At 61.6% G+C, this 20,674-nt stretch carries 20 protein-coding genes, 1 tRNA gene, 4 pseudogenes and 1 riboswitch; of the genes and pseudogenes, 8 read left to right on the top strand and 17 right to left on the bottom strand.

Translation table 11 applies throughout. From position 1 onward, the window contains the following. Positions 1 to 74 precede the first annotated feature (74 nt). The gene (locus EOC93_RS11340) at positions 75 to 779 is read right to left on the bottom strand and encodes a glutathione S-transferase family protein (RefSeq protein ID WP_127204644.1); all 705 of its coding nucleotides are present in this window, start codon (positions 777 to 779) and stop codon (positions 75 to 77) included. A 108-nt stretch (positions 780 to 887) separates the two neighbouring features. On the opposite strand from EOC93_RS11340, the gene EOC93_RS11335 reads away from it, so the two are divergent. After that, entirely contained in the window at positions 888 to 1,253 is a 366-nt protein-coding gene (locus EOC93_RS11335; RefSeq protein WP_127204643.1) for a helix-turn-helix domain-containing protein, read from the top strand. A gap of 144 nt (positions 1,254 to 1,397) precedes the next feature. Here EOC93_RS11335 and EOC93_RS11330 read toward each other — a convergent pair whose 3' ends face one another. Beyond that, positions 1,398 to 2,477: a mechanosensitive ion channel family protein gene (locus EOC93_RS11330; protein ID WP_127204665.1), complete on the bottom strand. Its 1,080-nt coding sequence runs from the start codon at positions 2,475 to 2,477 to the stop codon at positions 1,398 to 1,400. Between the two features lie 247 nt (positions 2,478 to 2,724). On the opposite strand from EOC93_RS11330, the gene EOC93_RS11325 reads away from it, so the two are divergent. After that, a tRNA-Asn gene (locus tag EOC93_RS11325) sits at positions 2,725 to 2,799 on the top strand. Between the two features lie 57 nt (positions 2,800 to 2,856). Here the strand turns inward: EOC93_RS11325 and EOC93_RS11320 are convergent. From EOC93_RS11320 to EOC93_RS11300, 6 genes and pseudogenes are all read right to left on the bottom strand, one after another. Then, complete coding sequence (locus EOC93_RS11320) at positions 2,857 to 3,216, bottom strand: VOC family protein (protein ID WP_127204642.1); 360 nt, start codon at positions 3,214 to 3,216, stop codon at positions 2,857 to 2,859. A 136-nt stretch (positions 3,217 to 3,352) separates the two neighbouring features. After that, positions 3,353 to 3,574 (bottom strand): annotated as a pseudogene (locus EOC93_RS34745) (hypothetical protein); the annotation flags it as partial. A gap of 20 nt (positions 3,575 to 3,594) precedes the next feature. Then, positions 3,595 to 3,641: pseudogene (locus tag EOC93_RS34740) on the bottom strand (hypothetical protein); the annotation flags it as partial. A 124-nt stretch (positions 3,642 to 3,765) separates the two neighbouring features. Continuing rightward, the gene (locus EOC93_RS11310) at positions 3,766 to 4,527 is read right to left on the bottom strand and encodes a ferritin-like domain-containing protein (RefSeq protein WP_164759116.1); all 762 of its coding nucleotides are present in this window, start codon (positions 4,525 to 4,527) and stop codon (positions 3,766 to 3,768) included. A 260-nt stretch (positions 4,528 to 4,787) separates the two neighbouring features. Next, positions 4,788 to 5,509: pseudogene (locus tag EOC93_RS11305) on the bottom strand (RNA polymerase sigma factor). A gap of 408 nt (positions 5,510 to 5,917) precedes the next feature. Further along, positions 5,918 to 6,748 (bottom strand): alpha/beta hydrolase, encoded by an 831-nt coding sequence (locus tag EOC93_RS11300; RefSeq protein WP_127204639.1) that lies wholly within the window; start codon positions 6,746 to 6,748, stop codon positions 5,918 to 5,920. Between the two features lie 397 nt (positions 6,749 to 7,145). Between EOC93_RS11300 and EOC93_RS34070 the strand changes: the two genes are divergently transcribed. Beyond that, positions 7,146 to 7,328 carry a hypothetical protein gene (locus EOC93_RS34070; RefSeq protein ID WP_164759113.1) on the top strand — a complete coding sequence of 61 codons (183 nt, stop codon included), beginning with the start codon at positions 7,146 to 7,148 and terminating at the stop codon, positions 7,326 to 7,328. Here EOC93_RS34070 and EOC93_RS11290 read toward each other — a convergent pair. Then, positions 7,300 to 7,884, bottom strand: coding sequence for a GNAT family N-acetyltransferase (locus tag EOC93_RS11290; RefSeq protein ID WP_245461437.1), 585 nt, complete (start codon positions 7,882 to 7,884; stop codon positions 7,300 to 7,302). The genes EOC93_RS34070 and EOC93_RS11290 overlap by 29 nt on opposite strands. Before the next feature lie 363 nt (positions 7,885 to 8,247). Here EOC93_RS11290 and EOC93_RS11285 point away from each other — a divergent pair, with 363 nt between their 5' ends. Further along, positions 8,248 to 8,763, top strand: coding sequence for a CAP domain-containing protein (locus tag EOC93_RS11285; RefSeq protein WP_126107044.1), 516 nt, complete (start codon positions 8,248 to 8,250; stop codon positions 8,761 to 8,763). A gap of 28 nt (positions 8,764 to 8,791) precedes the next feature. On the opposite strand, the gene EOC93_RS11280 is transcribed toward EOC93_RS11285, so the two are convergent. The 6 genes and pseudogenes from EOC93_RS11280 to EOC93_RS11255 all read right to left on the bottom strand — a co-directional run bounded on the left by EOC93_RS11280 (position 8,792) and on the right by EOC93_RS11255 (position 15,309). After that, positions 8,792 to 10,321: a DHA2 family efflux MFS transporter permease subunit gene (locus EOC93_RS11280; protein WP_127204638.1), complete on the bottom strand. Its 1,530-nt coding sequence runs from the start codon at positions 10,319 to 10,321 to the stop codon at positions 8,792 to 8,794. A gap of 451 nt (positions 10,322 to 10,772) precedes the next feature. Then, a complete protein-coding gene (locus tag EOC93_RS11275; protein ID WP_126107046.1) occupies positions 10,773 to 11,951 on the bottom strand; it encodes an HlyD family secretion protein in 1,179 nt (392 codons plus the stop codon). Next, positions 11,948 to 12,427, bottom strand: coding sequence for a MarR family transcriptional regulator (locus EOC93_RS11270; protein ID WP_095485822.1), 480 nt, complete (start codon positions 12,425 to 12,427; stop codon positions 11,948 to 11,950). Before EOC93_RS11270 ends, EOC93_RS11275 begins: the two co-directional genes overlap by 4 nt. 81 nt (positions 12,428 to 12,508) lie before the next feature. Then, positions 12,509 to 13,495 carry an iron ABC transporter permease gene (locus EOC93_RS11265; RefSeq protein ID WP_095485821.1) on the bottom strand — a complete coding sequence of 329 codons (987 nt, stop codon included), beginning with the start codon at positions 13,493 to 13,495 and terminating at the stop codon, positions 12,509 to 12,511. Positions 13,496 to 13,524: 29 nt separating this feature from the next. After that, positions 13,525 to 14,494: pseudogene (locus tag EOC93_RS11260) on the bottom strand (ABC transporter substrate-binding protein). Continuing rightward, positions 14,491 to 15,309: an ABC transporter ATP-binding protein gene (locus tag EOC93_RS11255; RefSeq protein WP_127204637.1), complete on the bottom strand. Its 819-nt coding sequence runs from the start codon at positions 15,307 to 15,309 to the stop codon at positions 14,491 to 14,493. The pseudogene EOC93_RS11260 and the gene EOC93_RS11255 overlap by 4 nt, the downstream one beginning before the upstream one ends. Positions 15,310 to 15,400: 91 nt before the next feature. Continuing rightward, a riboswitch (cobalamin riboswitch) is annotated at positions 15,401 to 15,605 on the bottom strand. Between the two features lie 297 nt (positions 15,606 to 15,902). Here EOC93_RS11255 and EOC93_RS11250 point away from each other — a divergent pair. Then, positions 15,903 to 16,736 (top strand): AraC family transcriptional regulator, encoded by an 834-nt coding sequence (locus EOC93_RS11250; protein WP_127204636.1) that lies wholly within the window; start codon positions 15,903 to 15,905, stop codon positions 16,734 to 16,736. Positions 16,737 to 16,958: 222 nt separating this feature from the next. Here EOC93_RS11250 and EOC93_RS11245 read toward each other — a convergent pair whose 3' ends face one another. After that, entirely contained in the window at positions 16,959 to 17,894 is a 936-nt protein-coding gene (locus tag EOC93_RS11245; RefSeq protein WP_127204635.1) for a helix-turn-helix domain-containing GNAT family N-acetyltransferase, read from the bottom strand. 78 nt (positions 17,895 to 17,972) lie between these two features. Then, positions 17,973 to 18,848 (bottom strand): hypothetical protein, encoded by an 876-nt coding sequence (locus EOC93_RS11240; RefSeq protein WP_245461436.1) that lies wholly within the window; start codon positions 18,846 to 18,848, stop codon positions 17,973 to 17,975. Positions 18,849 to 18,911: 63 nt separating this feature from the next. Here EOC93_RS11240 and EOC93_RS11235 point away from each other — a divergent pair, with 63 nt between their 5' ends. The 3 genes from EOC93_RS11235 to EOC93_RS11225 all read left to right on the top strand — a co-directional run. Further along, positions 18,912 to 19,709, top strand: coding sequence for a methyltransferase domain-containing protein (locus EOC93_RS11235; protein WP_127204634.1), 798 nt, complete (start codon positions 18,912 to 18,914; stop codon positions 19,707 to 19,709). Positions 19,710 to 19,869: 160 nt separating this feature from the next. Continuing rightward, positions 19,870 to 20,166: a co-chaperone GroES gene (gene groES, locus EOC93_RS11230; RefSeq protein WP_006203049.1), complete on the top strand. Its 297-nt coding sequence runs from the start codon at positions 19,870 to 19,872 to the stop codon at positions 20,164 to 20,166. Positions 20,167 to 20,228: 62 nt separating this feature from the next. Then, the coding region (locus tag EOC93_RS11225; protein ID WP_281033133.1) for a TCP-1/cpn60 chaperonin family protein at positions 20,229 to 20,674 on the top strand (446 nt) is incomplete at its 3' end.

Here is a 20,674-nt window from a genome sequence, read left to right as displayed (position 1 = left end):
CTGCCCGACCAAGCCACAGCCGGTCACCGCGCGGCGCCACACTTTGGCGCCGCGCGGTGACACGCGTGACAAAACTAGGCAGCGAAGCGTTCGATCACCTCGGCCAATGGGACATGGCCGAGGCAGGCGCCCGAACCAGCGAGCTTTTCGCCATCCTCGATGGCTTGCGCATATCGCACGGCCGGATCGGCTTCGATCCTGCCGCGCAACGCAGCCAGCTTGGGGTAGCTCGTCGCGTCGACGGCCTGGTGGAATTCCGCCCAACGTGCCACGCCAATCAGCGTGGTGTCGGCAAGCGTCAGGCGGTCGTCGACCAGAAAGTCGGTGTCGGCGATCATCGCCTCAAGCCGGTCATGGCGTTCGGTAACGGCCTTGCGGCCGAAGTCGCGCAAGGTCGCCAGCAGGACAGGCTCGGCCGATTCCATTTCATATGCGGCCCAGAGGGGGGTGAAAGCGGCGGTGAAGCCGGTGTTCACGAAAGCCATCAGCTGATGCATCCGGTCGGCTTCCGGCGAGCGAGGGTCGAAGCTGATACGACGTTGCGTGTCGCGGGCTTCGAGCCAAGCGGCAATCGCCATGGTCTCGGTGAGCACCTTGCCTTGGTCCGTGATCAACACCGGCGTTTCCTGACGGCCGTTGATGCTGGCATAGGCGTCGTTCTTCATTTCAGCGAGCATGTCGACGCGGCACAGGCGGTAGGGCTGTCCGACGCGTTCAAAAGCAGCGACAAGCCCCATCGAACTTCCCGCCGGGATGCCGTAAAGGAGGATAGGTTCCATTTCTTTGTCTCTTCCATGATTTAGGGATCACGCTGCGCAGCGAAACTTGACCCTAAACGCTGGTCGCCCCATGTAAATTACGCACTATTCTGTAACCAGGTCCCCGCCATGAAAGATGTCGTCTCACGCTGCCCGATCGAAGAAACCATGCGTGTGCTCAGCGGTCGCTGGCCCACTTTGCTGCTTTACTATCTGAAAGACGGGACCAAGCGCTTCAGCGATCTGAGGCGGGACAACCCGGCCGTATCGCACCGCATTCTAGCGCTGGAACTGCGCAAGCTGGAGGAAGCCGGGATTGTGCGGCGAACGGCGCATGCCGGCTATCCGCTACGCGTGGACTACGACCTCACGGCGCCCGGCCTGAAGCTTGTGCCGCTCATCGACGCCCTGGGCGACTGGTGGGAAGTTACCGAGGACGATCGGGCCGGCCGGGTCGGGTCGGCGGCGGAAACGAGGCTAGACACAGCGGCCTAGCCAGTGGTGAAAATCTGACGGCTGGTGCCCGAGGCTGGACAACCGCTTTGGGTCGGATCTGCCGTCCGGGCCGGATACCGGAATGCGCGGGTGGCCAACTGCCGACGCTCTGCGCAGCGACGCGCGGGCGGGGCGTGAGGAAGTTCACCTCAAATTGCTCTTCGGAAACAACACGCGATCGGGTTTTGCATTCATTCGCGCCAGCATTTCCTTGATCAGGCGTGTTTTGGTGCGCCCCGCTTCCTTCGGCGGCACGAGGTAACGCACGATGGCCTCGAGCCAGGTGTTTTCACTGACGCGAAAATGAACCACGGGATGCTCCTTCACTTCGAGTTCGTCCACCGGCGTCTGTGACAGGATGTGCTTATAGACCTTCACCTTCTGGCTCATGATGTCGCCGATCTGCTCGTCAACGACCTCTCTCATGGTTTTCGCTACGAATTCCAGATCGCTTTCATAAGCGAGCTGGAACTTGATTTCGTTCCAGACATAGGGAAACAGCGGCCAAGAATAGTTGAAGACCGGCGTGTCAAACACGGTGGAGTTCGGAAACTTGATGACGCGTCCGCTCGGATGATCGGTCCAAAGATGTTCGCCGCCGAATTCCCATAACGTCGTGTCGAGATAGCTGACATCAATGACATCGCCATGGGCATCGCCGATGCGAATGCGGTCGCCAACGCGATAAGGCGCCCTGGCCAGAATATAAACCCACGCGATGAAACTGGAGATCGGCATTTGCAGCGCAAAGCCGAGAATCAGTGAAATCAGGCCGAGTGAAACAACCGCAGCGTACCAGTTCACAAATAAGACTGAAATGGCCACGAAGACGATGGCGACGACGACGACCAATCGAAAAATACGTTGCAGGTTGAAACGCGAAACACGATTGGGAATTCGGCCAATGAGAAAGACTTCGATAACATTCGCAACGGTCAGCATAACGAAAATGAGAAGGCCGCCCCTGACGTAGTTCAGAACGCGAACGCGCAAAGGCGCGTCAAGCCATTCTAAGCGCCAATTGATCAGGACTTGGATGCCAAAAAGCAGCAAGGCAGCGGCAGCGAAACCAAACGTCCACCAGATGTCTTCCTTGCGAAGGCTGAAGCGGAATTTTTCCTCGGGCTTTTTCGCCTTCTGTTCGATAGTTTTTGGATCAGCAGTCTGTTGCGCGGCCCGTTCGAGTCGGGAAAGGTTCTCCTCTTCCTTGGCGCGCGGTTCCATGGGTTCACCTCCCGATGTGGCCATCAACACCCAGCCAGTGCCTTCTCGTTCCTCAACGGCGGCATTCGGCAAACGACCAATGTCAGTCGCTGACTGGCTCCTTGCCGGTTCACGAAAGCTGGCCTTCATTCCGGCGGCCCCGTCCGTGGTGAAATAGGGCGGCAAGCCGAAGATGCGACGCCGCCACCATATTCGGCAAATGCCTTATAGCCCGATCCGAAATTAAGCTGAGTTTGATATCAGCAGCTCCCCGATAGCTCACCGGTAGAGATCGCGAGTGTTAATCGAGTGCCCGTTGGTTCGAATCCAACTCGGGGAGCCAGCCTTCATCGGCCGGCGCGTTTCTTGCGTGAGGCGGACTTCGCTCTGCTGGCGGGATTCATGCCGGCGGATAGGGCCGCGAGGGCGGCGTCGCCAGCGTGAGCAGGTTGCCGTCAGGATCACGCACCTGCGCCAGCGTCGAGTAGTCGCCCTCAATGTCGTCCTCAAGCACGATCCCCAGGCTCTGCAGCCTACGGCGCTCGGCCGCGACATCCTCGACGATAAGGAACATCACGCCCCTGCCGGCGATCTCGCTGTCGGGTGAAAGCGCTAGCCCGCCCTGTTCGAAGAGCTCCCACTGCACCAGCGTGTCCATCGGCCGGTAATCCGGTCCACGACCGAGCAGCTTCGTATACCAGCCTTCGGCCGCCGCAAGGTCTGCGGTGAGCAATGCAGTGTAGATCTTCTGCAGGTTCATTTGTACTTCCCCGGGGCCAGACTCGGTATGAACGCCACTCGACCAGCAAGGTTCCCGTGCCATCTGGAGCTGATCGAACGGCAACTCGATTTAGCGCTTGGAAGTGGACTGTCAGGAACCCACCAAGCACAGCCGTTCATGACCGCTCCAATGGCGGCCCGGACCGAAACCGGGGGCCGCCAGCGTAGTCCGATTCAGTTCCCTCTGCGAGGCTCAGCGCATCTTCGATGTCCACGCCGAGGTATCGAACGGTGTTTTCAATCTTGGTGTGGCCGAGCAGGATTTGCACTGCTCGAAGATCACCAGTGGCTTTGTAGATGATCGAAGCCTTGGTGCGTCAGTCGAGACGTACAGAATGAAAGGCCACCGGCGCTGGCAATCGCCGCGCCGGTCACAGAGACTTTCAGGAAATTGCGGCGAGACATCACTCGGCTTGAAGCTGCCGATCCGTGGTTCACATCATCATCTTTGCTCATGGTCTTTCTCCAAGAGCAACCGCTATGAGGCCGCTCGGTTTCCGGCGGCGCATCGTCACTCGTCGCAACAGGCTCAGGTGCTCTTGAGCGTGCCGTTCATCCCTTCCGGATAGAAGCCGCCCTTGCTCACTCCATCCCTGTCGGTGAGGTAGACGATCCGGAGTACCTCCCGCGGCGTTCTGGTGAACGCGATCGCATCGGGCGTCGAAGGAACGATGTTGGCTTTGCCGTCCGCCTGGATACTCTGGTCCTTATCACCCGATCCGTCGATTTTGTCTCGGGCATCGGAGACAGCATTGGCGGCCTTCCAAGCTTCCTCTCCCTTCCGGTATAGCGTAGATCGCGCCATTCCCATGTGGTAGGCCTCGACCGCCAGGATGCCTGCGGCGGCGGCGAGGAAGTCCTTGTTTTTCAGAACTGTCGCAGCACCGGCATAGGCGGTGACGCCGACATCCTCAAACAGCATCCCGCCGAGAACGAAGTTCGTTTCGTTGCCGAAGGGGTCGAAGTCCGCACCGAGACCAGCTGCCTCCGCAACCGCCTTGAACCCTGCATCGAAATCGATCGCCGGCCGGTCGACGGCGTTGGCCCCAAGCGTCTTGCGGTAGAAGCGAACGTGCGCGAGTTCGTTTTCCGCGACTTCCTGCATGAATTCGCCGATGGCCGGCGTCTCGAACGAGACTTGCTTTCCACCAACGACGTCGCCGGGTTTCGAACCGGCATCGGCCGCGTCGATGCCCATTCCGGTGGTGCCGCGGAGGTAGTATTCAGCCTCCATGTATTCGAGGTTGAGCGCAAAGCGGAAAATGTCCTCGTCCGATATGTCCTGTGCCAATACCGGAGAAGGCCGCGCGATTCGGCCGAGTGCCGCTCCGGCACCGAGTACGACAAGTCCCTGAAGCGACTGACGCCGGGATAGGTGAAGTGCGCCCTGCATGGCGGTCTCCTATGTTTGTTGATTCAACACCGCTGTCAGCACCGCGGCGCCGAATGCATTTGCCTGACGATTAGATGGTCCGGGCCGCCAAAATATTCCCGCGTCCCGCTGCAAGCGCTCCGCGAAAGGAGGCGGCGTGATCTCGGCGTGGACGGCGTCTACGTGCGATCAGTCGCCGTGTTCACTGATGAGTATCCTTTCGAACCAGGCGGATTGCGAGCCGATCCAAGACTGATTGCGCGAGGCGGTCACAACGGGCGCCAGCGAAGAGAAACGTATCCGTGAACACGGTGGCGAGCTTGTCCCGCAGCGCCTCGCGCAGCAGCCGGCGTGCGCGATAAAGACGGGTGCTCACTGTCTGAGGTCGCAATGCCAGAAGAAAAGCCGTTTCCTCAATGCTCATTTCCTCGACGTCCCGCATGACAAAGACGATGCGAAAGGGCTCTGGCAAGCCACCGACGGCTCGCTCCAGGAGGCTGCGGATTTCAGCGAGAGCGGCCGCCTCTTCGGGATCAGGCTTGTGGGCACTGAACGGAGCGACCATGCCTTCGATGGCTTTCACGTCCACGGTAGGCCGCTTTTTCCGGCGGCGTCCCAGCGCCTCGTTCAGCGCGATCCGGGTGAGCCAGGTCGACAGCTGCGCCTCCGCGCGGAATTCGGCCAGATGCGTGAAGGCGTGGATATAGGTCTCCTGAAGTACGTCCTCCGCCTCGGTGTCGTCATTCAAGATGGCGCGGGCGACCCGGTGAAGCCGCTGATTGTGACGCTTGATGATTAACCAGAATGCGGCGGAGTCACGCTGTCGCGCGTGTTCAACCAGCCCCGCGTCGTCAAGGTCCTCGATCCTCACTGCCTCGGTGGATCCGGTCGGCTTCATCATCGGCGCTCCAGATGCATCAGCTTACTATGAGATAAGCGTTTTCCGGGTTTTCGGTCTGCGGCCAGGTGGAGACTTGGGACTCTAGCGGACCAGAGGCCTGCTCACCAAGTAAATCGGACCTCCTCCACCGCACGATCATACTGTGAAAGTCCCATCGTGTTTTTCCTTCGGCCACCATTGGCCGAAAGGAAAGCGAGTGGACGATGGGGTTGGGGGCCGTTAGCGGACCGGCACCTTCTGGCTTCGGATCTTCAATAGCGGACTGTCAGGTCGGCGCGAGCCCTTGTCTTAAGCTGGCCCGTTGCTGACCCTCGCCAGCCGGCCATCAACGAGACACAACGGCCCCGAAGCGGACATTGAAGAGAGTGAGGGAAAATTGTTCACCCTTCCCAAGGGTCGCTCCCTTCATCAGTATTCGCCTTCGCTCGATAGGAACGCGTTCAGCCGTTCCAGCACGAGATGCGGGGCTTCGAGCTGAGGCAGGTGGCCGACACTGGGCAGCGTTTCGAACGAGGCCTGCGGGATCAGCGCATGAAGCGCTTTGCCTCGATCCAGCGGGATCCATGGATCGTCCTCGCCCCAGATTATTCTTACCGGGCACCGAATATCCCCGAACACCGGCTCAACCTCGGCGGTATATTTTTCATCGGCTTGCTCGAATTGCCGATAGAAGCTTCCTCGTCCCCCCTCGGAAAGCCACGGCTCGACCAGCGTCTCGAAATCACCGGAATCGATGTCGTTGACGATTGCCCCTTTGATGTAAGCCTCCACGACCGCCTTGTGGATATGCGGCGGCAGGCCCAGAAAGGCATCCACATGTCGACCGACGTGATCGAAGAACTCCGACCCCCAAGGACGCATCGCGACGACATTCATCAGAACATACCGCTCGAACTCGCAGCCATGCAGCAAATGCGCCCGTAGCGTCGTCGCTCCACCGAAATCATGGGCAACAACCATAGGCTGCTCGAGTTCCCAATGCGCAAGTATCTCGGCGAATACCTGACCTTGCACATCGAGCGACGTGCGCTGCTCCGCGGCTTTGTCGGATCGCCCGTATCCGGGCATATCGTACCAATGCACACGATACCGCCTTGCAAGCTCCGGAATAATCCGATGCCATGAGAACGAAGACCACGGCCAGCCGTGGGCCAGCACGAGGGCAGGCCCATTACCAAGTCGACCCGTTGCAACAGCGCCCGCAGATGTTTCCACGGTCTCGTCGAGTTTCCACGACATCAAATATTCTCCTCCGTTTTCGACACCGTGCCGCGACTTGATTGCGCGCCGCAAGGCTGCCGGCAAAGACGCTCTGATGACCGAGTATCCAGGCGTGCCCCATGTGCATTCGACGACCCCATAGCTCCGCCCAGGTACGTTGTTCAGAGCGCGCAAACATCGCGCAATTGCCGCCGCCGCGAAGATGATGGGAAAATAATCAATATCGAGACCGGTAAGCCCTTCTCCTACAATGACGCTTGCGTAGAACTCGGCCCGACTGTGGATACGACAAAGCAGCGACAGAAGCGGTACAAGCGGCCGTGAAGGAATTCCTGATTGGAGTATTTCGCATCAACTGATTTCAGACAATCAGCTTGGCGGCAGTCGTCGCGCAGCGGAAACCGAGCTTCCGGGATTGATCTCGGATCTCGTGCGCGCCACGGCACCCGACATCACCGCGATTCGCTTTCCCACCGGCGAGAAGGGCCAGGTGCGCGGCTTCGACGGCGTGCTCGACAGCTCCGTGGCCGCCCGTCCGACAGGGTCAAACTATCTGATCAACCTGACGCTCAACGAGGTCGCCGCAGCATCGGGATGAGCGTCGGCGACGAACCGACCTGGATCGCGCCGAGCGGTTCGAAGCCGTGCCGCTGGTAGAATGATATGTTGCGCGGGTTCGAGGATTCCAAATAGGCCGGCGCGTGATCGCGGTCGCACTGCGCGAGTGCGTACGCCATCAAGGCATCGCCGTGACCTTCGCCTTGATGCGCCGGGTCGACGCCGATCAGGGGCAGGTACCAATGCGGCTCGGTCGGGTGGTACGTGGCCATCTGCTCGAATATGGCCGCGGTTTCAGGGGCGAGAGAGGATTCAACCGTGCTCTCGAGCACGGCGCCAAGCTCTTCCTCGTCGGAATGCACGCCGGGCGGCAGCCACAGCGCCGTCCCGGCGTAGCCGTCGGTGCAAAAGGCGCTTCCGTTAGAGAATGCCCTGCGCCCGAACGCGCGGGCCATTCGCGGCATGGCTGCAAGGTACGGGTGTGCATGCGGCCAGGTCCATCGCGCCATAGGGTCGGCCGCAAATGCCAGCACGATTATCTCGACCGCTGAATCTTCATCGGCTGCGGCCATAACTCTCACCGTCGGCAATTTCACGCTGTCCTCCTGACGTAGGTGGTTCGACGAGGCGCCCGCGCCCGTTCTCAGCCACTCATCGTAACCCGGTTGGAGTGGGAGCGATACCGGTTGCTGTCGGCTCAGCGGTTCTGGAAAAGCTGAAGCGTCCACCTGGTCACCAGCGATGTCCGCTTCTGGAGGACGGCAGGGGCCAGCGGAATGACCGGGATGCGGCGCGAAGCCGTCATTCGTAGCGCGCAGTGGAGGTCATCGATGGGTCAAACCGGTATTCCGTCTCGGTACCACGCGTCGGATTTCACCACCGGCAAGACGAACCGCAGCCACCGAGATTTTTGAGCGCCTGCCCGCCAAAAAGCCATGATCACCGCTATGTCAGCGGACATGACCGTTGCGAAAATTGAAAATTGCCAAGCCCGATCAAACCTTAACAGGCGAATGCTGCTTGGAGCTGCCGGTCTTGCCGCGCTGGCCGGGCTTGCCGCTTGCGCCACTGTCCTGTCCACCGGCGAAGGCGCCGGTGTCTCTGCTTCCGCCGCCGGCACCCTGACCAGCATTCGCGCATCAGCCGGCCTCGGGCCGCTTGTCCCCGATCCTCAGCTCGAACAGGCAGCCCTGCAGCAGGCCGGCTATATGGCACGAGGCGGCCGCATGACCCACACCACCGGCTGGGGCAAGGGATTTGCCTCGCGCGTCAAGGGTAACGGCATCACCGGTGCGGCCGCCGAAAACATCGCCGAGGGTCGCTTCGATCAGCAGAAGCTGTTCGATATCTGGATGCATTCGGCCGGCCACCGCCGCAATATGCTCGACCCGCGCTTCACCCGCTTCGGTCTGGCCTATGTGCGGGACGGCCGCGACAGCTCGTTGCGCTACTGGAGCCTCGTTCTCGGCAAATAGGAGACGTGACCGGCACGTCGACGAGCCGTCAGTCCATATGTGCGGCGGGACCGGCGGTCGGACCAGCCTTTGGCTTGCGCAGCAGAAAAACGAACGGGATGGCAAGCAGCGTCATCATCATCAGCAGCTTGAAGTCATTGACGTAGGAGATCATCATCGCCTGGATGTTGACCATCCCATCCATCTGGGAAAGCGCCGTGGGATCGGCGCCCGCCGCTGCCGGCGACGCCGCCCAGAGATTGGGATTGAACGGATTGATGTAGGCCGAAAGCTCGGCGTGATTGATCTGCGTGTTGCGCACCAGCAGAACCGTCACCACCGAGACGCCGATCGAGGAGCCGAGATTGCGCACCAGGCTGAACAGCGCCGTGGCATCGGTGCGGTAGCGCGCGTCGAGCGTGGCGAAAGCCACGGTCGACAGCGGTACGAACACCATGCCCATTCCCAGGCCCTGAATAACGCCGGAACTGAGGATCAGCCAGTTGTCCATCTGCGGCGAGAAGCTGGACATGGTGTGGAGCGACTGCGCGGTCAAAAGGAAGCCGATGACGACCAGGATCCTGGCATCGATCCTGTGCATGATGCGGCCGACCAGGAGCATCGCAACCATCGTGCCGATGCCGCGGGGACCTATGACGACACCGATGGTCATGGTCGGATAGCCGAAGATGGTCGCCAGCATTGGCGGCAGCAGCGACATGCTCGCAAGGATGAGCACGCCCATGACGAAGATGAATGCCAGCCCGGTCACGAAATTGCGGTCGAGGAAGATCTTCGGGTCGATGAAGGGGTGCTCCGCCGTCATCGTGTGAATGATGAACACCCAGAAGCCGGTCAGCGAAAGACCGAGCTCGATCCAGATCTCGACCGAGGAAAACCAGTCGACCTCGCCGCCGCGATCCAGCATCAGCTGCAGCGCTCCGACGCCGAGCGAGAGCATGGCGAAGCCGAAGAAATCGAAGCTGCGTATCCGCCTTGCAACGGCCGGCAAGTAGGCGGCCATGCCAAGGAAGGCGATGATGCCGACCGGCAGGTTGATGAAGAACACCCAGCGCCAGTTGAAATTCTCGGTCAGCCAGCCACCGAGCGTCGGGCCCAGGATCGGCCCCAGCATGATGCCGGCGCCCCAGATGGCCATGGCCTGGCCGTGGCGCTCCTTCGGGTTGATGTCGAGCAGGAAGGTCTGTGACAGCGGCACGATTGCCGCGCCGAACACGCCCTGCATCAACCGGAAGAACACCATGGTCTCCAGGCTCCAGGCGATGCCGCACAGCATGGAGAATATGGTGAAGCCGACCACCGACGTCAGGAACAGCTCCTTGCGGCCAAAGCGGTCGGCCAGCCAGCCGGTCACCGGCGTCATGATTGCCGCGGCAACGATGTAGGAGGTCAGCACCCAGTTGATGTTGTCGGGGGACGCGCCAAGATCGCCGGTCATGGTCGGCAGCGCGACGTTGGCGATCGTGGTGTCGAGCGCCTGCATGATCGTCGCCAGCATGAGCGCCACGGTGATCAGGCCGCGGTGCGGCACTTCGCGAAAGGGTTCTGGCGTGCTCATGATGTGGAACTTCCGGCAGGTAACAAAAAAATGTACACTAGAGCGACGTGCGTCCATTTGGACGCACAAAGTACGCTCTAGTACTTTGAGTCAGCGCATCGTGCTTTCCGAAAATCGATTCCGATTTTCGGGCCGATGCGCGAGGTTTCCGGGCGGCGCGGCCTTCCGTATGGAGAGACCCTCATCGCGGTGGGACGCGACTATCGATGTGGGGGTTACATCGACCGAGCGTCTCGATAAAACGGCGCCTGCCGCCCGGAAACCTGAGGACCGAAACGAGTCTGCGTCGCGTTGTTCAGGCTTCGCTCAGGCCGCAACGCAGCCCGATCCAAACCCTAACCCCTGGTGCATCTCCCGTCGGACCAATCCTGTCAGCTGCGTTCCTCTCCGTGCGCGGCCTGCATTCTACTTGTTGCGTCTCAGACCTCATCGTCCAATGGAACGAGGCGGTCTATTGTGCCTCACTCGCCGTGGCGTGGCCGAAGATGCTGGGAAGCCCGCGGGAAACGCCGGTGTCCACCGTGACGGTCGCGCTCATGCCGGTGCGCAGCGCCATCTTGGCGTCGGCATCGGCCAGTTCCAGGCGCACCGGAATGCGCTGGGTGACTTTGACCCAATTGCCGGTGGCGTTCTGGGCGGGCAACAGCGAGAACTCGGCTCCCGTGCCGGCGCCGATCGCCTTGACGGTGGCCTCGAACGTCTTGCCCGGATAGGTGTCGACCACGATTTCGGCCTTCTGGCCCGGCTTCATGTGGGTGAGCTGCGTTTCCTTGAAATTGGCATCGATCCAGGTGTCCCCGGTCTCGACCAGCGAAAACAGCGGCGTGCCAGAGCCGACATACTGGCCGACCTTGAACGAGGCAGCCTGGCTGACGATGCCGTCAGCCGGCGCCCTGACAGTGGTCTGCGCCAAATCGTAGGCAGCCTTGTCGCGCGCGGCGAGCGCCGCCATCACGGTCGGATGCTTATCGGTCTCGATATCGGGATTGCCGCCAAGGCCCGCCTTGGCGCTGAGGATGCCCTGCTCGGCCACGGCCAGTTGCTGCTTGGCTTTGTCGAGATCGTTCCTGGCCTCGTCGAGCGAGGACTTGGCATTGATGCCCTTGCGGGCAAGGTCGGCGGCTCGGTCGTATTGCGACTGCGCGTAGTCGACCTGGCTGGCGTCGGACTTCTCCTGCGCCAGCGCCTGGCTGTAGGCCGCACGCAGCTGCTCGACATTGAGGCGCGCGCCGGCCACCGCCGCGTCGGCCTGGGCCAATGCGATCCGGTAGGGCTCGGGATCGATGGCGAACAGCACGTCGCCCTGCTTGACGGACTGGTTGTCGAAAATATCGACCTGAACGATGCGACCCGCCGTATCGGCGGCTATCGAGACCTTGGCCTGCTGCAGATTGGCGTTTTCGGTCTCCTGGTAGCGGCCGCCGGTCACCCAGACGTAGCTGCCGCCGGCGATCAGTGCCACGGGGAGCGCAAACATCAATAGGAAGCGGCCGACACGGCGCTTCTTCTTCGGCACCACCGGCGCCGGTGCTAGCTGCGGAGCGACCGCCACCGGAGCCGCCGCCGGCTGCGCCGGAGCTTCCACCTCCAGCTTGGTTGCATTCTCATCTACCTTGGCTACCGCGTTCATGCTGCTGCGCCTTCTGCACCTTTGACTTTTTCGCCGGACGCCGTCTCGCCGTCCGCCAGGTTCTTGGCCATCGCCTCCAGACCCTTGATCAGGATGCGGCGATCTTCGAGCGACACGCCGGTAAGCGATTCCTCATAGACTTCGCCAGCAAGGCTCTTGATCTCTGCGTAGGCCTCGCTCGCTTTGGCGGTCGGGAAGATCATGCGGACGCGGCGATCGGTGGCGTCGGAACGGCGCTCGATCCAGCCGCTCTCCTCCATGCGGTCGACCAGGCGCGACACGCTGATCGGCTCGATCTCGAGAAGCTCGGCGAGCCGCGCTTGCGTGATGCCTTCTTCCTTGGCGACGCGGACCATCAGCCGCCATTGCGCCGAGGAAAGGCCGAGCCCGCTGGCCTTCGCCTCGAAGCGCTTGCGCATCAGGCGCTGCACGTCGTGGATCAAAAAGCCCAATCTATCGATGCCGTCGGAAACCATGAGCGGCATATATTATAAGCGTGCTTACTATTCAAGATGCGGCATTATGCCAGAAGCCGGCAAGTGTGGATGGCAGTCACATCAGGAACGATTGCGAATGAGCATCGTGACCACGAAAAAAGCGCCGACCGAGCTGGTGATGATGCCGATCGGCAGTTCCTGCGGCGGCAGCAGCGTGCGGGCGAGAAGGTCGCTTGCCAGCAACAGCACCGCTCCAAAGAGGGCGCAGCTTGCAATCAGGCGCAGATGCAACGGGCCGGCCAGGGGCCGGGACAGATGCGGGATCATCAGGCCGACGAAACCTATGACGCCTGCCACCGAGACGAGGATCGCCGTCGAGAAAGCGGCGACGAAAAATGTCGTCCTGCGCATCCGCGCAACCGGCACGCCGAGGGTTTCGGCGGCATTTTCGCCGGCCAGGAAAGCGTCGAGCCGACGGTGGTTCCAAAGTCCGAAGACTAGGATGGTGCCTGCGCCCAGAGCAGCCAGTCCGACATTGTCCCACCGCGCCAGCCCGAGCCCGCCCATCGTCCAGAACAGCACCGAGTGAGCGGCGCGCTGGTCGCCGGCAAAGACGAGATAGTTGGTCAAGGCGGTGAACATGAACGAGACGGCAAGCCCGGCCAGTATCAGCCGTTCGGGGCCTTGCCCCCTCACCCGCGAAACCAGCAACAGCACGATGCCGGCGGCCAAAATGCCGCCGGTGAAGGCAGCGACCGGCAACGTCCAGATGCCGAAATGGTCGCCAAAAATGGTGATAACGGAAACCGCGCCGGCCGCGGCACCGGACGACAGGCCGAACAGGAACGGATCGGCGAGGTCGTTGCGCGTTACCGTCTGCAGCAGCGCGCCGATGACGCCCAGCCCGGCGCCGACACAGATGGCCATGATCGTGCGCGGCAGCCTGAGATCGACAACGATTTTGCCGACCGGGCCGGGCACGATGTCTGCGGCCACTCCGGCCGCATGTCCGAGCGCAGCAACCACGTCGCTCAACGCTATGACCGTCGATCCATAGGCGATCGACAGCAGAGCAAGAGCGGCGATCGCTGCTGCTCCTGCTGTCATGGCCAATTCGAACGCCCTGTGGCGCAAGCTCAGAAAGCTTCCGGGTGCATCGCCCTGGCGATCTTGCCGATCGCCTCGATGTTGGCAGGCCCGGGCGTCAGCTCGGCATACCGCAGCGCGACGAAGCGCTCATTCCTAACCGCGTCGGTCTCCTTCATCGCCGGATGGACTTTGAGGAAATCGAGCAGTTTCCTGTAGCCGCCACCCTCCTGGTAGTCGAGCAGGATCAGGAACTGCGGATTGCGGGAAGCGACCGTTTCCCAATCCGTGTTGCCCCAGCTCGTCTGCATGTCGGCCATGATGTTGTCGCCGCCGGCAGCGGCGATCATGGCGCTGGGGATCGCGAACTTGCCTGATGTGAAGGGTTTGTCTTCGCCGGAGTCGTAAAGAAATACGCGCGTTCCCTTGTGGTCGCCAACCTTCGCCGTGATATCGGCGAGTTGCGCTTTCCAGTCCGAAACAAGTTTCTTCGCCTCGGCTTCCTTGTCGAAAATCCTGCCCAGCTTTTCGACGTCGTCGTAGAGCAGGTCCATCGAGGCGGCAGGGCGGTTGTTGTCGAGATGGACGCAGCTTTCCGTCAGCACCAGCGTCTTGATACCGTGCGGCGCCAACGTATCGGGCGTCACCTCGCCGCCCGACTTCATGCCGTAATACCAGCCGGCGAAGAAGAAATCGGGCTCGACGGCGACGAGGATTTCAAGTGTCGGATATTTCGGCGCGAGTTCCGGGATCGAGCCCTGCTCGGCCTTGAATTCCGGACCGACCTCGTACCATCCGGTGATGCCGGTCAGGCCGACGATCGACGGTTGCAGCCCCAGCGCGAAGGCCATCTCGGCCATGTTCAGATCCTGGATAACGGCGCGCTTCGGCGCGGCGTCGAACGTCAGCGGCGTGCCGCAGCTGTCAACTGTTACCGGGAAAAGCAAAGGCGGTCACCGGGAAAGCGAAGGCGGTCTGGGCAAGCAGGAGGGAGGCGAAAGACAATGCGAGGCGTTTCACGAATATTGCTCCTTGGTCAAATCGGAATGTGAAGAGGCACGGTTCGGAACGTCGAATACCGTGAGTTCGCGGTCTTCGGTGGGATGGCGCAGCCGAAGCACGTCGACGCCGAAAATCTGGCGGATCAACAGCTTGGTCAGCGCCTCGCGCGGACCGGCAAACGCCTGTAGGCGGGCCTCGTTCATCACCGCGACCTTGGTGGCAAATGGCGTGACCAGCGACAGGTCATGAAGCACCGCCACGACGGTCATGCCAAACTGCGACACGAGTTCGAGAAGCTCGCTGCGGGCGCGCGGATCGAGATGATTGGTCGGTTCATCGAGGAACAGGATTTTTGGCTCCTGGGCAACGGCGCGTGCCAGCTGGGCGCGTTGCCGCTCGCCACCCGATAGCGAGCCGATCGTGCGGCCGAGCAGCGGCAGCAGGCCGGTTCTGCGAAGCGCTTCGACGGCGATGTCGCGTTGCTCGCTCCTCCGTCGCAAGCCGACATGCGGGACGCGGCCAAGCTCGACGTAGTCGATCACGGCAAGCCGCGGATCAGGCTGATCGGTCTGGCCGACGACAGCCATGTGCAGCGCCCGCTCGGCGGCCGAAAACGTCTCCAGCCGGCGTCCGGAAAATCTCACATCTCCTGCGCTTGGCCGCAGGGTGCCGCACAGCATGCGCAACAGCGTCGTCTTGCCGGCGCCGTTGGGACCGATGATTGCGAGGCGATCGCCCGCCGCCACCGAAAGGCTGACCGCGCTGACCAGGCATTGGCCATTCGCCGTCGCGCTCAGCTCACGCGCTTCAAGAAGAGGCTGGGAGGCGTCCAACTTACCGTCACTTTCTCAATGGCGACGGAAGGAAGCTGGACGGACCGGCCGACAAGACCGATGTCCACGTCTCCTCCCGGCACACCCCGTCCGGTCAACTCATGCTGATGGCAGGTCTCCTGGCTCGCGGGTCTTTGCGCCATCCTGCCTTCCCAGCCTTGCCGGCCAGTGGCATTTCGGATTTTGCTAACCGCTTACAGTTGCGGGGGCAGCCACGGCCTCGATCCGAAGATCTCACCGTGTTCCCTTTTCACCCCTTGCCTTTCGACTCGGGGACCATCACCCAGGCACCCTAGTTTTCCGCCAATCACAGCGCAATAAATTTCCAGGGTTGAAACAGCCGCTGGAGCGAAGGGTCTTGTCAGAAAGAGCCATACGAATCTCGTTATGTAATAACGTTACCATTTAAAAGACGCCGCTTGCTCCTGTCAAGCTCTTTCGCCCGACGCCTTCGACTTGCCGGCCGCCGTCGCTCGCGATTTGCGCGGTGCGCAATTTCGATCAAACCGCCTCCACCAGGAAGCGGCACCATGACTTTGCCAAATGCGAAGACTGGGCCAAATGCGAAGACTGGGCCAAATGCGAGGAGCCATATGAACCCGACCGAGAAAGCGCTGTGGTTCGTCGAAAGCCATCTGCCGGAATCCGTCTCGCTCGACGATGTCGCCAAGAGCAGCGGCGTGTCGCGCTTTCACGTGACGCGGGCCTTTGGGGCTGCGACCGGCCGTTCGGTGATGGGCTACATGCGTTCTCGCCGGCTGACCGAAGCGGCGCGCAGGCTCGCCGCCGGCGCACCCGACATCCTCTCGCTCGCGCTCGACACCGGCTACGCTTCGCATGAGGCCTTCACCCGTGCCTTCCGCGACCAATTCGGCACCACGCCGGAACTGGTGCGCGCGCAAGGCTCGCTCGACAATCTCGCTCTCGTGGAGCCGATCCTGATGGACCAGTCCTTCCTCACCAATCTCGAGCCGCCGCGCTTTGAGACCAGCCGGCCGTTTCTCATCGCTGGTCTCGGCGAACGCTACAGCTGCGAGACCAGCGCCGGCATCCCGATGCTGTGGCAGCGGTTTGGCCCCTATATCGGCAACATTCCAGGCGGGATCGGCGACGTCGCCTATGGCGTCTGCGTCAACGGCGACGACACCGGCAATTTCGACTACATCGCCGGCGTCGAGGTGTCCGATTTTTCGGATCTGCCGAGGGAGTTTTCGCGCGCGCGCGTGCCGGCGCAAAAATACGCCGTGTTCGCCCATCGTGACCACATCTCGACCATCCGCCGCACGGTCAACACGATCTGGAACAAATGGCTGCCGGCCTCCGGGCACGAGATCGCCGATGCGCCCGAATTCGAGCGCTACGGCCCCGAATTCGATCCACGCAGCGGCAATGGCGGGCTGGAAATCTGGATACCGGTGAAGGGGTGAAGCGCGGCCAGCCAAGGGCAATTGCTTCAGACAAATGATGCTTCCAGCTTGTGTTGCTCCGCCCGGTTTTTGCCTTCTCCCCTTGTGGGAGAAGGTGTCGCCGAAGGCGACGGATGAGGGGTGCTCCAGCCTGGCGCCGATGGCGTTCCGTCCAGCACCCCTCAACCGTCTCGGCGCTGCGCGCCGATCCACCTTCTCCCACAAGGGGAGAAGGGAAAGACGTTACAGCTCCAGGTTCCAGTTCTGGCCGACCAGATCCTTGCCGAAGGCGTGATGGCGTTCTTCGTCGGCCAGCTTGAATCCTGATGCCTCGTAGATGCGGCGCGCTGAGGTGAGCACGTCGTTGGTCCACAGCGTCAGCGTCTTGTATCCCTTCGCGCGGGCAAAGCCGATGCATTCCTCGACCAGCCGCTTGCCGATGCCGAGACCGCGCGCCGAGGGTTCGACATAGAGCAGGCGCAGCTTCGCCACCGTGTCCGACTGGCGCACGACGAAGACCGAGCCGACGACGTCCCCGTCCCGCTCGGCGATCCAGCTGCGCTCCCATTTCGGATCGAAGGATTTGAGGAAGGCACCGAGGATTTCGGCGACCAGCGCCTCATAGGTTTCGTCCCAGCCATACTCCTGCGCGTAGAGCAGGCCCTGGCGATGGATGATCCAGCCGATGTCGCCGACCTGCAAAGGCCGCAGCATGTAGGGGACCTTGGGCTCGGCACTCTCGCCCAGCAGGCGCTGCACCGTCTGCATCGCCTTGACCAGCCTGTCCTGTTCCGGAGCGGAAAGCCGGTCGAGCAAGGCCGCGACCTGATCGTGCGAACCCTGGTTCAGCGGCGCGAAGGCCGTCCTTCCCGCCGGCGTCAGCGCGATCGACGAGCGCCGCGCATCGGCTTCAGTCGCTGCGCGCTCCACTAGGCCGCGCTCCTCGAACTTTTTCAACAACCGGCTGAGATAGCCGGGATCGAGGCCGAGATCGCGCGCAAGGTCGGTGGCGGTCAGCCCATCGCGATGCGCCAGTTCATAGAGCACCCGAGCCTCGGTCAGCGAGAAGGTGCTTTTCAGCCATCCTTCGTCGAGCAAGCCGATCTGACGGGTGTAGAAGCGGTTGAAGCCTCGCACCGCATCGATCCGCTCCTTGCCGGGTTGATGATGAATCGTCATGGCATCCTCCTGCCCGCACACGATCAATCATTTGCTTGACTTAGTCAAGTATCTAGAGAAAGGACCAGACGGTGGTGATCAGGCATCCGATCGCCGGATCAGCCCTTCGAAACCGTCCGCCAGATGAGAGGCTCCGGCCGAGAACATCTTCACGAGGTTTTTTGGGCGGCCGGGGGTCTTGTTGGCATCCAGCAGCACCGCCCTGCCCTCATGTATGACGAAATCGAACTTGCCATAGTCAAAACCGAGTTCGCGTCGCAGCTGGCGCATTTCCTGGGGAACAGGCACGGGCTCACGACGGATCGTCTCGGACGCCTTGACCAGGGCGTTTGGCGAGACGTAGCGGGTGCAACGTTCGCTCTCTCCGCAAAACACCCAGAACCGCGCCGCGAAACCATCAGGTTCTTTTTCCGGAATGAACTTGTCCACGACCAGATCGTCGCGCTCGAAGACGCCATCCGGGATATCGCTAATAGATCCGTAGACCTCATAGGACTGCAGGACTGGCATGTCCGGAAAAGGCGGTGGTTTCCTCGCGCGCCGCGCTCGCCGATTGAGGAACGTCTCTGGAATGCCCTGATTGTTGAGGTTGCTTTTGACGATGACCGGACCTTGCCAAGCGTCTCCCTCGTTCACCAACGCTCCGCTGATCCGTCGTTTGGATATGTCGGCCGTCCCGACATTGAGGCAGAATGGGAAACTCCGTGCATAGTCGAGATAGTCCGCGGGCGTTATCGTCGCATCGACATGCAGAACCGCGACGTCGGCGCTGTGTGTCTTCGACAGACCTTGCTGAATCCGGACCGAATGGCCGCGCCTTTTCAATTCTCCCAGAACGTCGAAAAGCAAATAGGGACTGCCCCTGCGCAGCAGGATATCGCGCTTGCCAAGGAACTGATCGTGCTCATGCGTTATGACGACGATACGCGCCACAGCTCCCCCCTTGGCTTCCATACCCACTTCCATTATGCGGCTATGGGCAGTTGACGCCAGCCTTTTTAGGTCCGACGGGCACGCATGACCAATCATTGGGACAGTTATCACCGTCACTGGATGCTCCTGGAGGCGCCGCTCCGGCCAACTCCGGAGACAGTTGGCATTGTCGAGCGCGAGCTTGATCTGGACGAGGCCGATGTTCTCCTGCTGGGCGTTACCCCGGAACTGGCCGGCCTCGGCAAGACGATGCTGGCCGTCGACGGATCCGCCGCCATGGTTTCGGGCGTATGGCCGGGCGACAGCGCCTGCCGCAAGGCAACGACCGGGAACTGGCTGGACCTTCCGCTCGGCCGCGCCAGCGTCGGCGCGGTCATAGGCGACGGTTGTCTGACGGTCGTCGATTCCGCACGCGCTCGCCGCGCCCTCCTGGGCGAGGTTGCCAGAGTGCTGAAGCCCGGCAGCCGCGCGGCGATCCGCGTTTTCGCCGGCCCTGAGACGTTCGAGGATTTGCAGGACATCAAGGCCCAAGCCTTGGCCGGCGGAATTGAGAATTTCCATGCGCTCAAATGGCGGATCGCCATGGCGTGTACGACCAGCGATTCCGATCGCGCCATAAATGTGCAGGTGATCCGCGACGCTTTTGACGAGATATTCCCGGACCGCGCCGCCCTTGCCGCGCGGACAGGGTGGAGCATGCTCTCCATCGGCACCATCGACGTCTATGCGGGTTCCCAAACGACTTATTGCTTCGCGACGCTTGCCATGCTCGTCGACCAGGCGAACGACTGGTTCGACGAAGTGCGCGTCGTGCCGAGCGGATCCTATCCGCTGGCGGAACGATGCCCGCTTCTGGTGCTTGGTTCTCCGAGGCGCCAATAGTTCGTCGCCGGGCGTCGATCGGCTCACTCGGCGCCTTGACTCTCGCCGGCCACCGGCCTATCTCAGCGCCACGTTAGCACTCGCCATTGGTGAGTGCTAACCAGGTCCGGCGCCGCCGGACGGAGGAACTGTTCTCACCATTCTCATCGAGGAATAAAAAATGGCAAAGTCGAAGTTCCGCCCGCTTCATGACCGCGTGGTCGTACGCCGGGTTGAATCCGAATCCAAGACCGCCGGCGGGATCATCATCCCGGATACGGCGAAGGAAAAGCCGCAGGAAGGCGAGATCATCGCCGTTGGTTCCGGCGCCCGTGACGAAGCCGGCAAGCTCGTCCCGCTGGACGTCAAGGCCGGCGATCGCATCCTGTTCGGCAAGTGGTCGGGCACCGAAGTCAAGCTCAATGGCGAAGACCTTCTGATCATGAAGGAATCCGACATCATGGGCATCATCGGCTGAATATCGGCCTCACCGTCACTTAAATCTTCGGGCTCAATTCAAGCCCCTGCCAGGAGCTAAAAATGGCTGCCAAAGACGTAAAATTTTCCCGTGATGCCCGTGAGCGCATGCTGCGCGGCGTCAACATCCTCGCCGACGCAGTGAAGGTCACGCTCGGCCCCAAGGGCCGCAACGTCGTCATCGACAAGTCGTTCGGCGCACCGCGCATCACCAAGGACGGCGTCACCGTCGCCAAGGAAATCGAGCTTGAAGACAAGTTCGAGAACATGGGCGCGCAGATGGTCCGCGAAGTTGCTTCGAAGACCAACGACATCGCCGGCGACGGCACCACGACCGCGACCGTTCTGGCGCAGTCGATCGTCCAGGAAGGCCACAAGGCGGTTGCCGCCGGCATGAACCCGATGGACCTGAAGCGCGGCATCGACCTCGCCGTTGCCGACGTCGTCGCGACGCTGATCAAGAACGCCAAGAAGATCAAGACCTCGGAAGAAGTTGCCCAGGTCGGCAC

This window comes from Mesorhizobium sp. M6A.T.Ce.TU.002.03.1.1 (genome assembly GCF_003997275.1).
Taxonomy (GTDB): Bacteria; Pseudomonadota; Alphaproteobacteria; order Rhizobiales; family Rhizobiaceae; genus Mesorhizobium; species Mesorhizobium mediterraneum.
The sequence above is the reverse complement of the archived record's forward strand: the minus strand, read 5'-3'. Positions and strand labels throughout refer to the sequence as shown.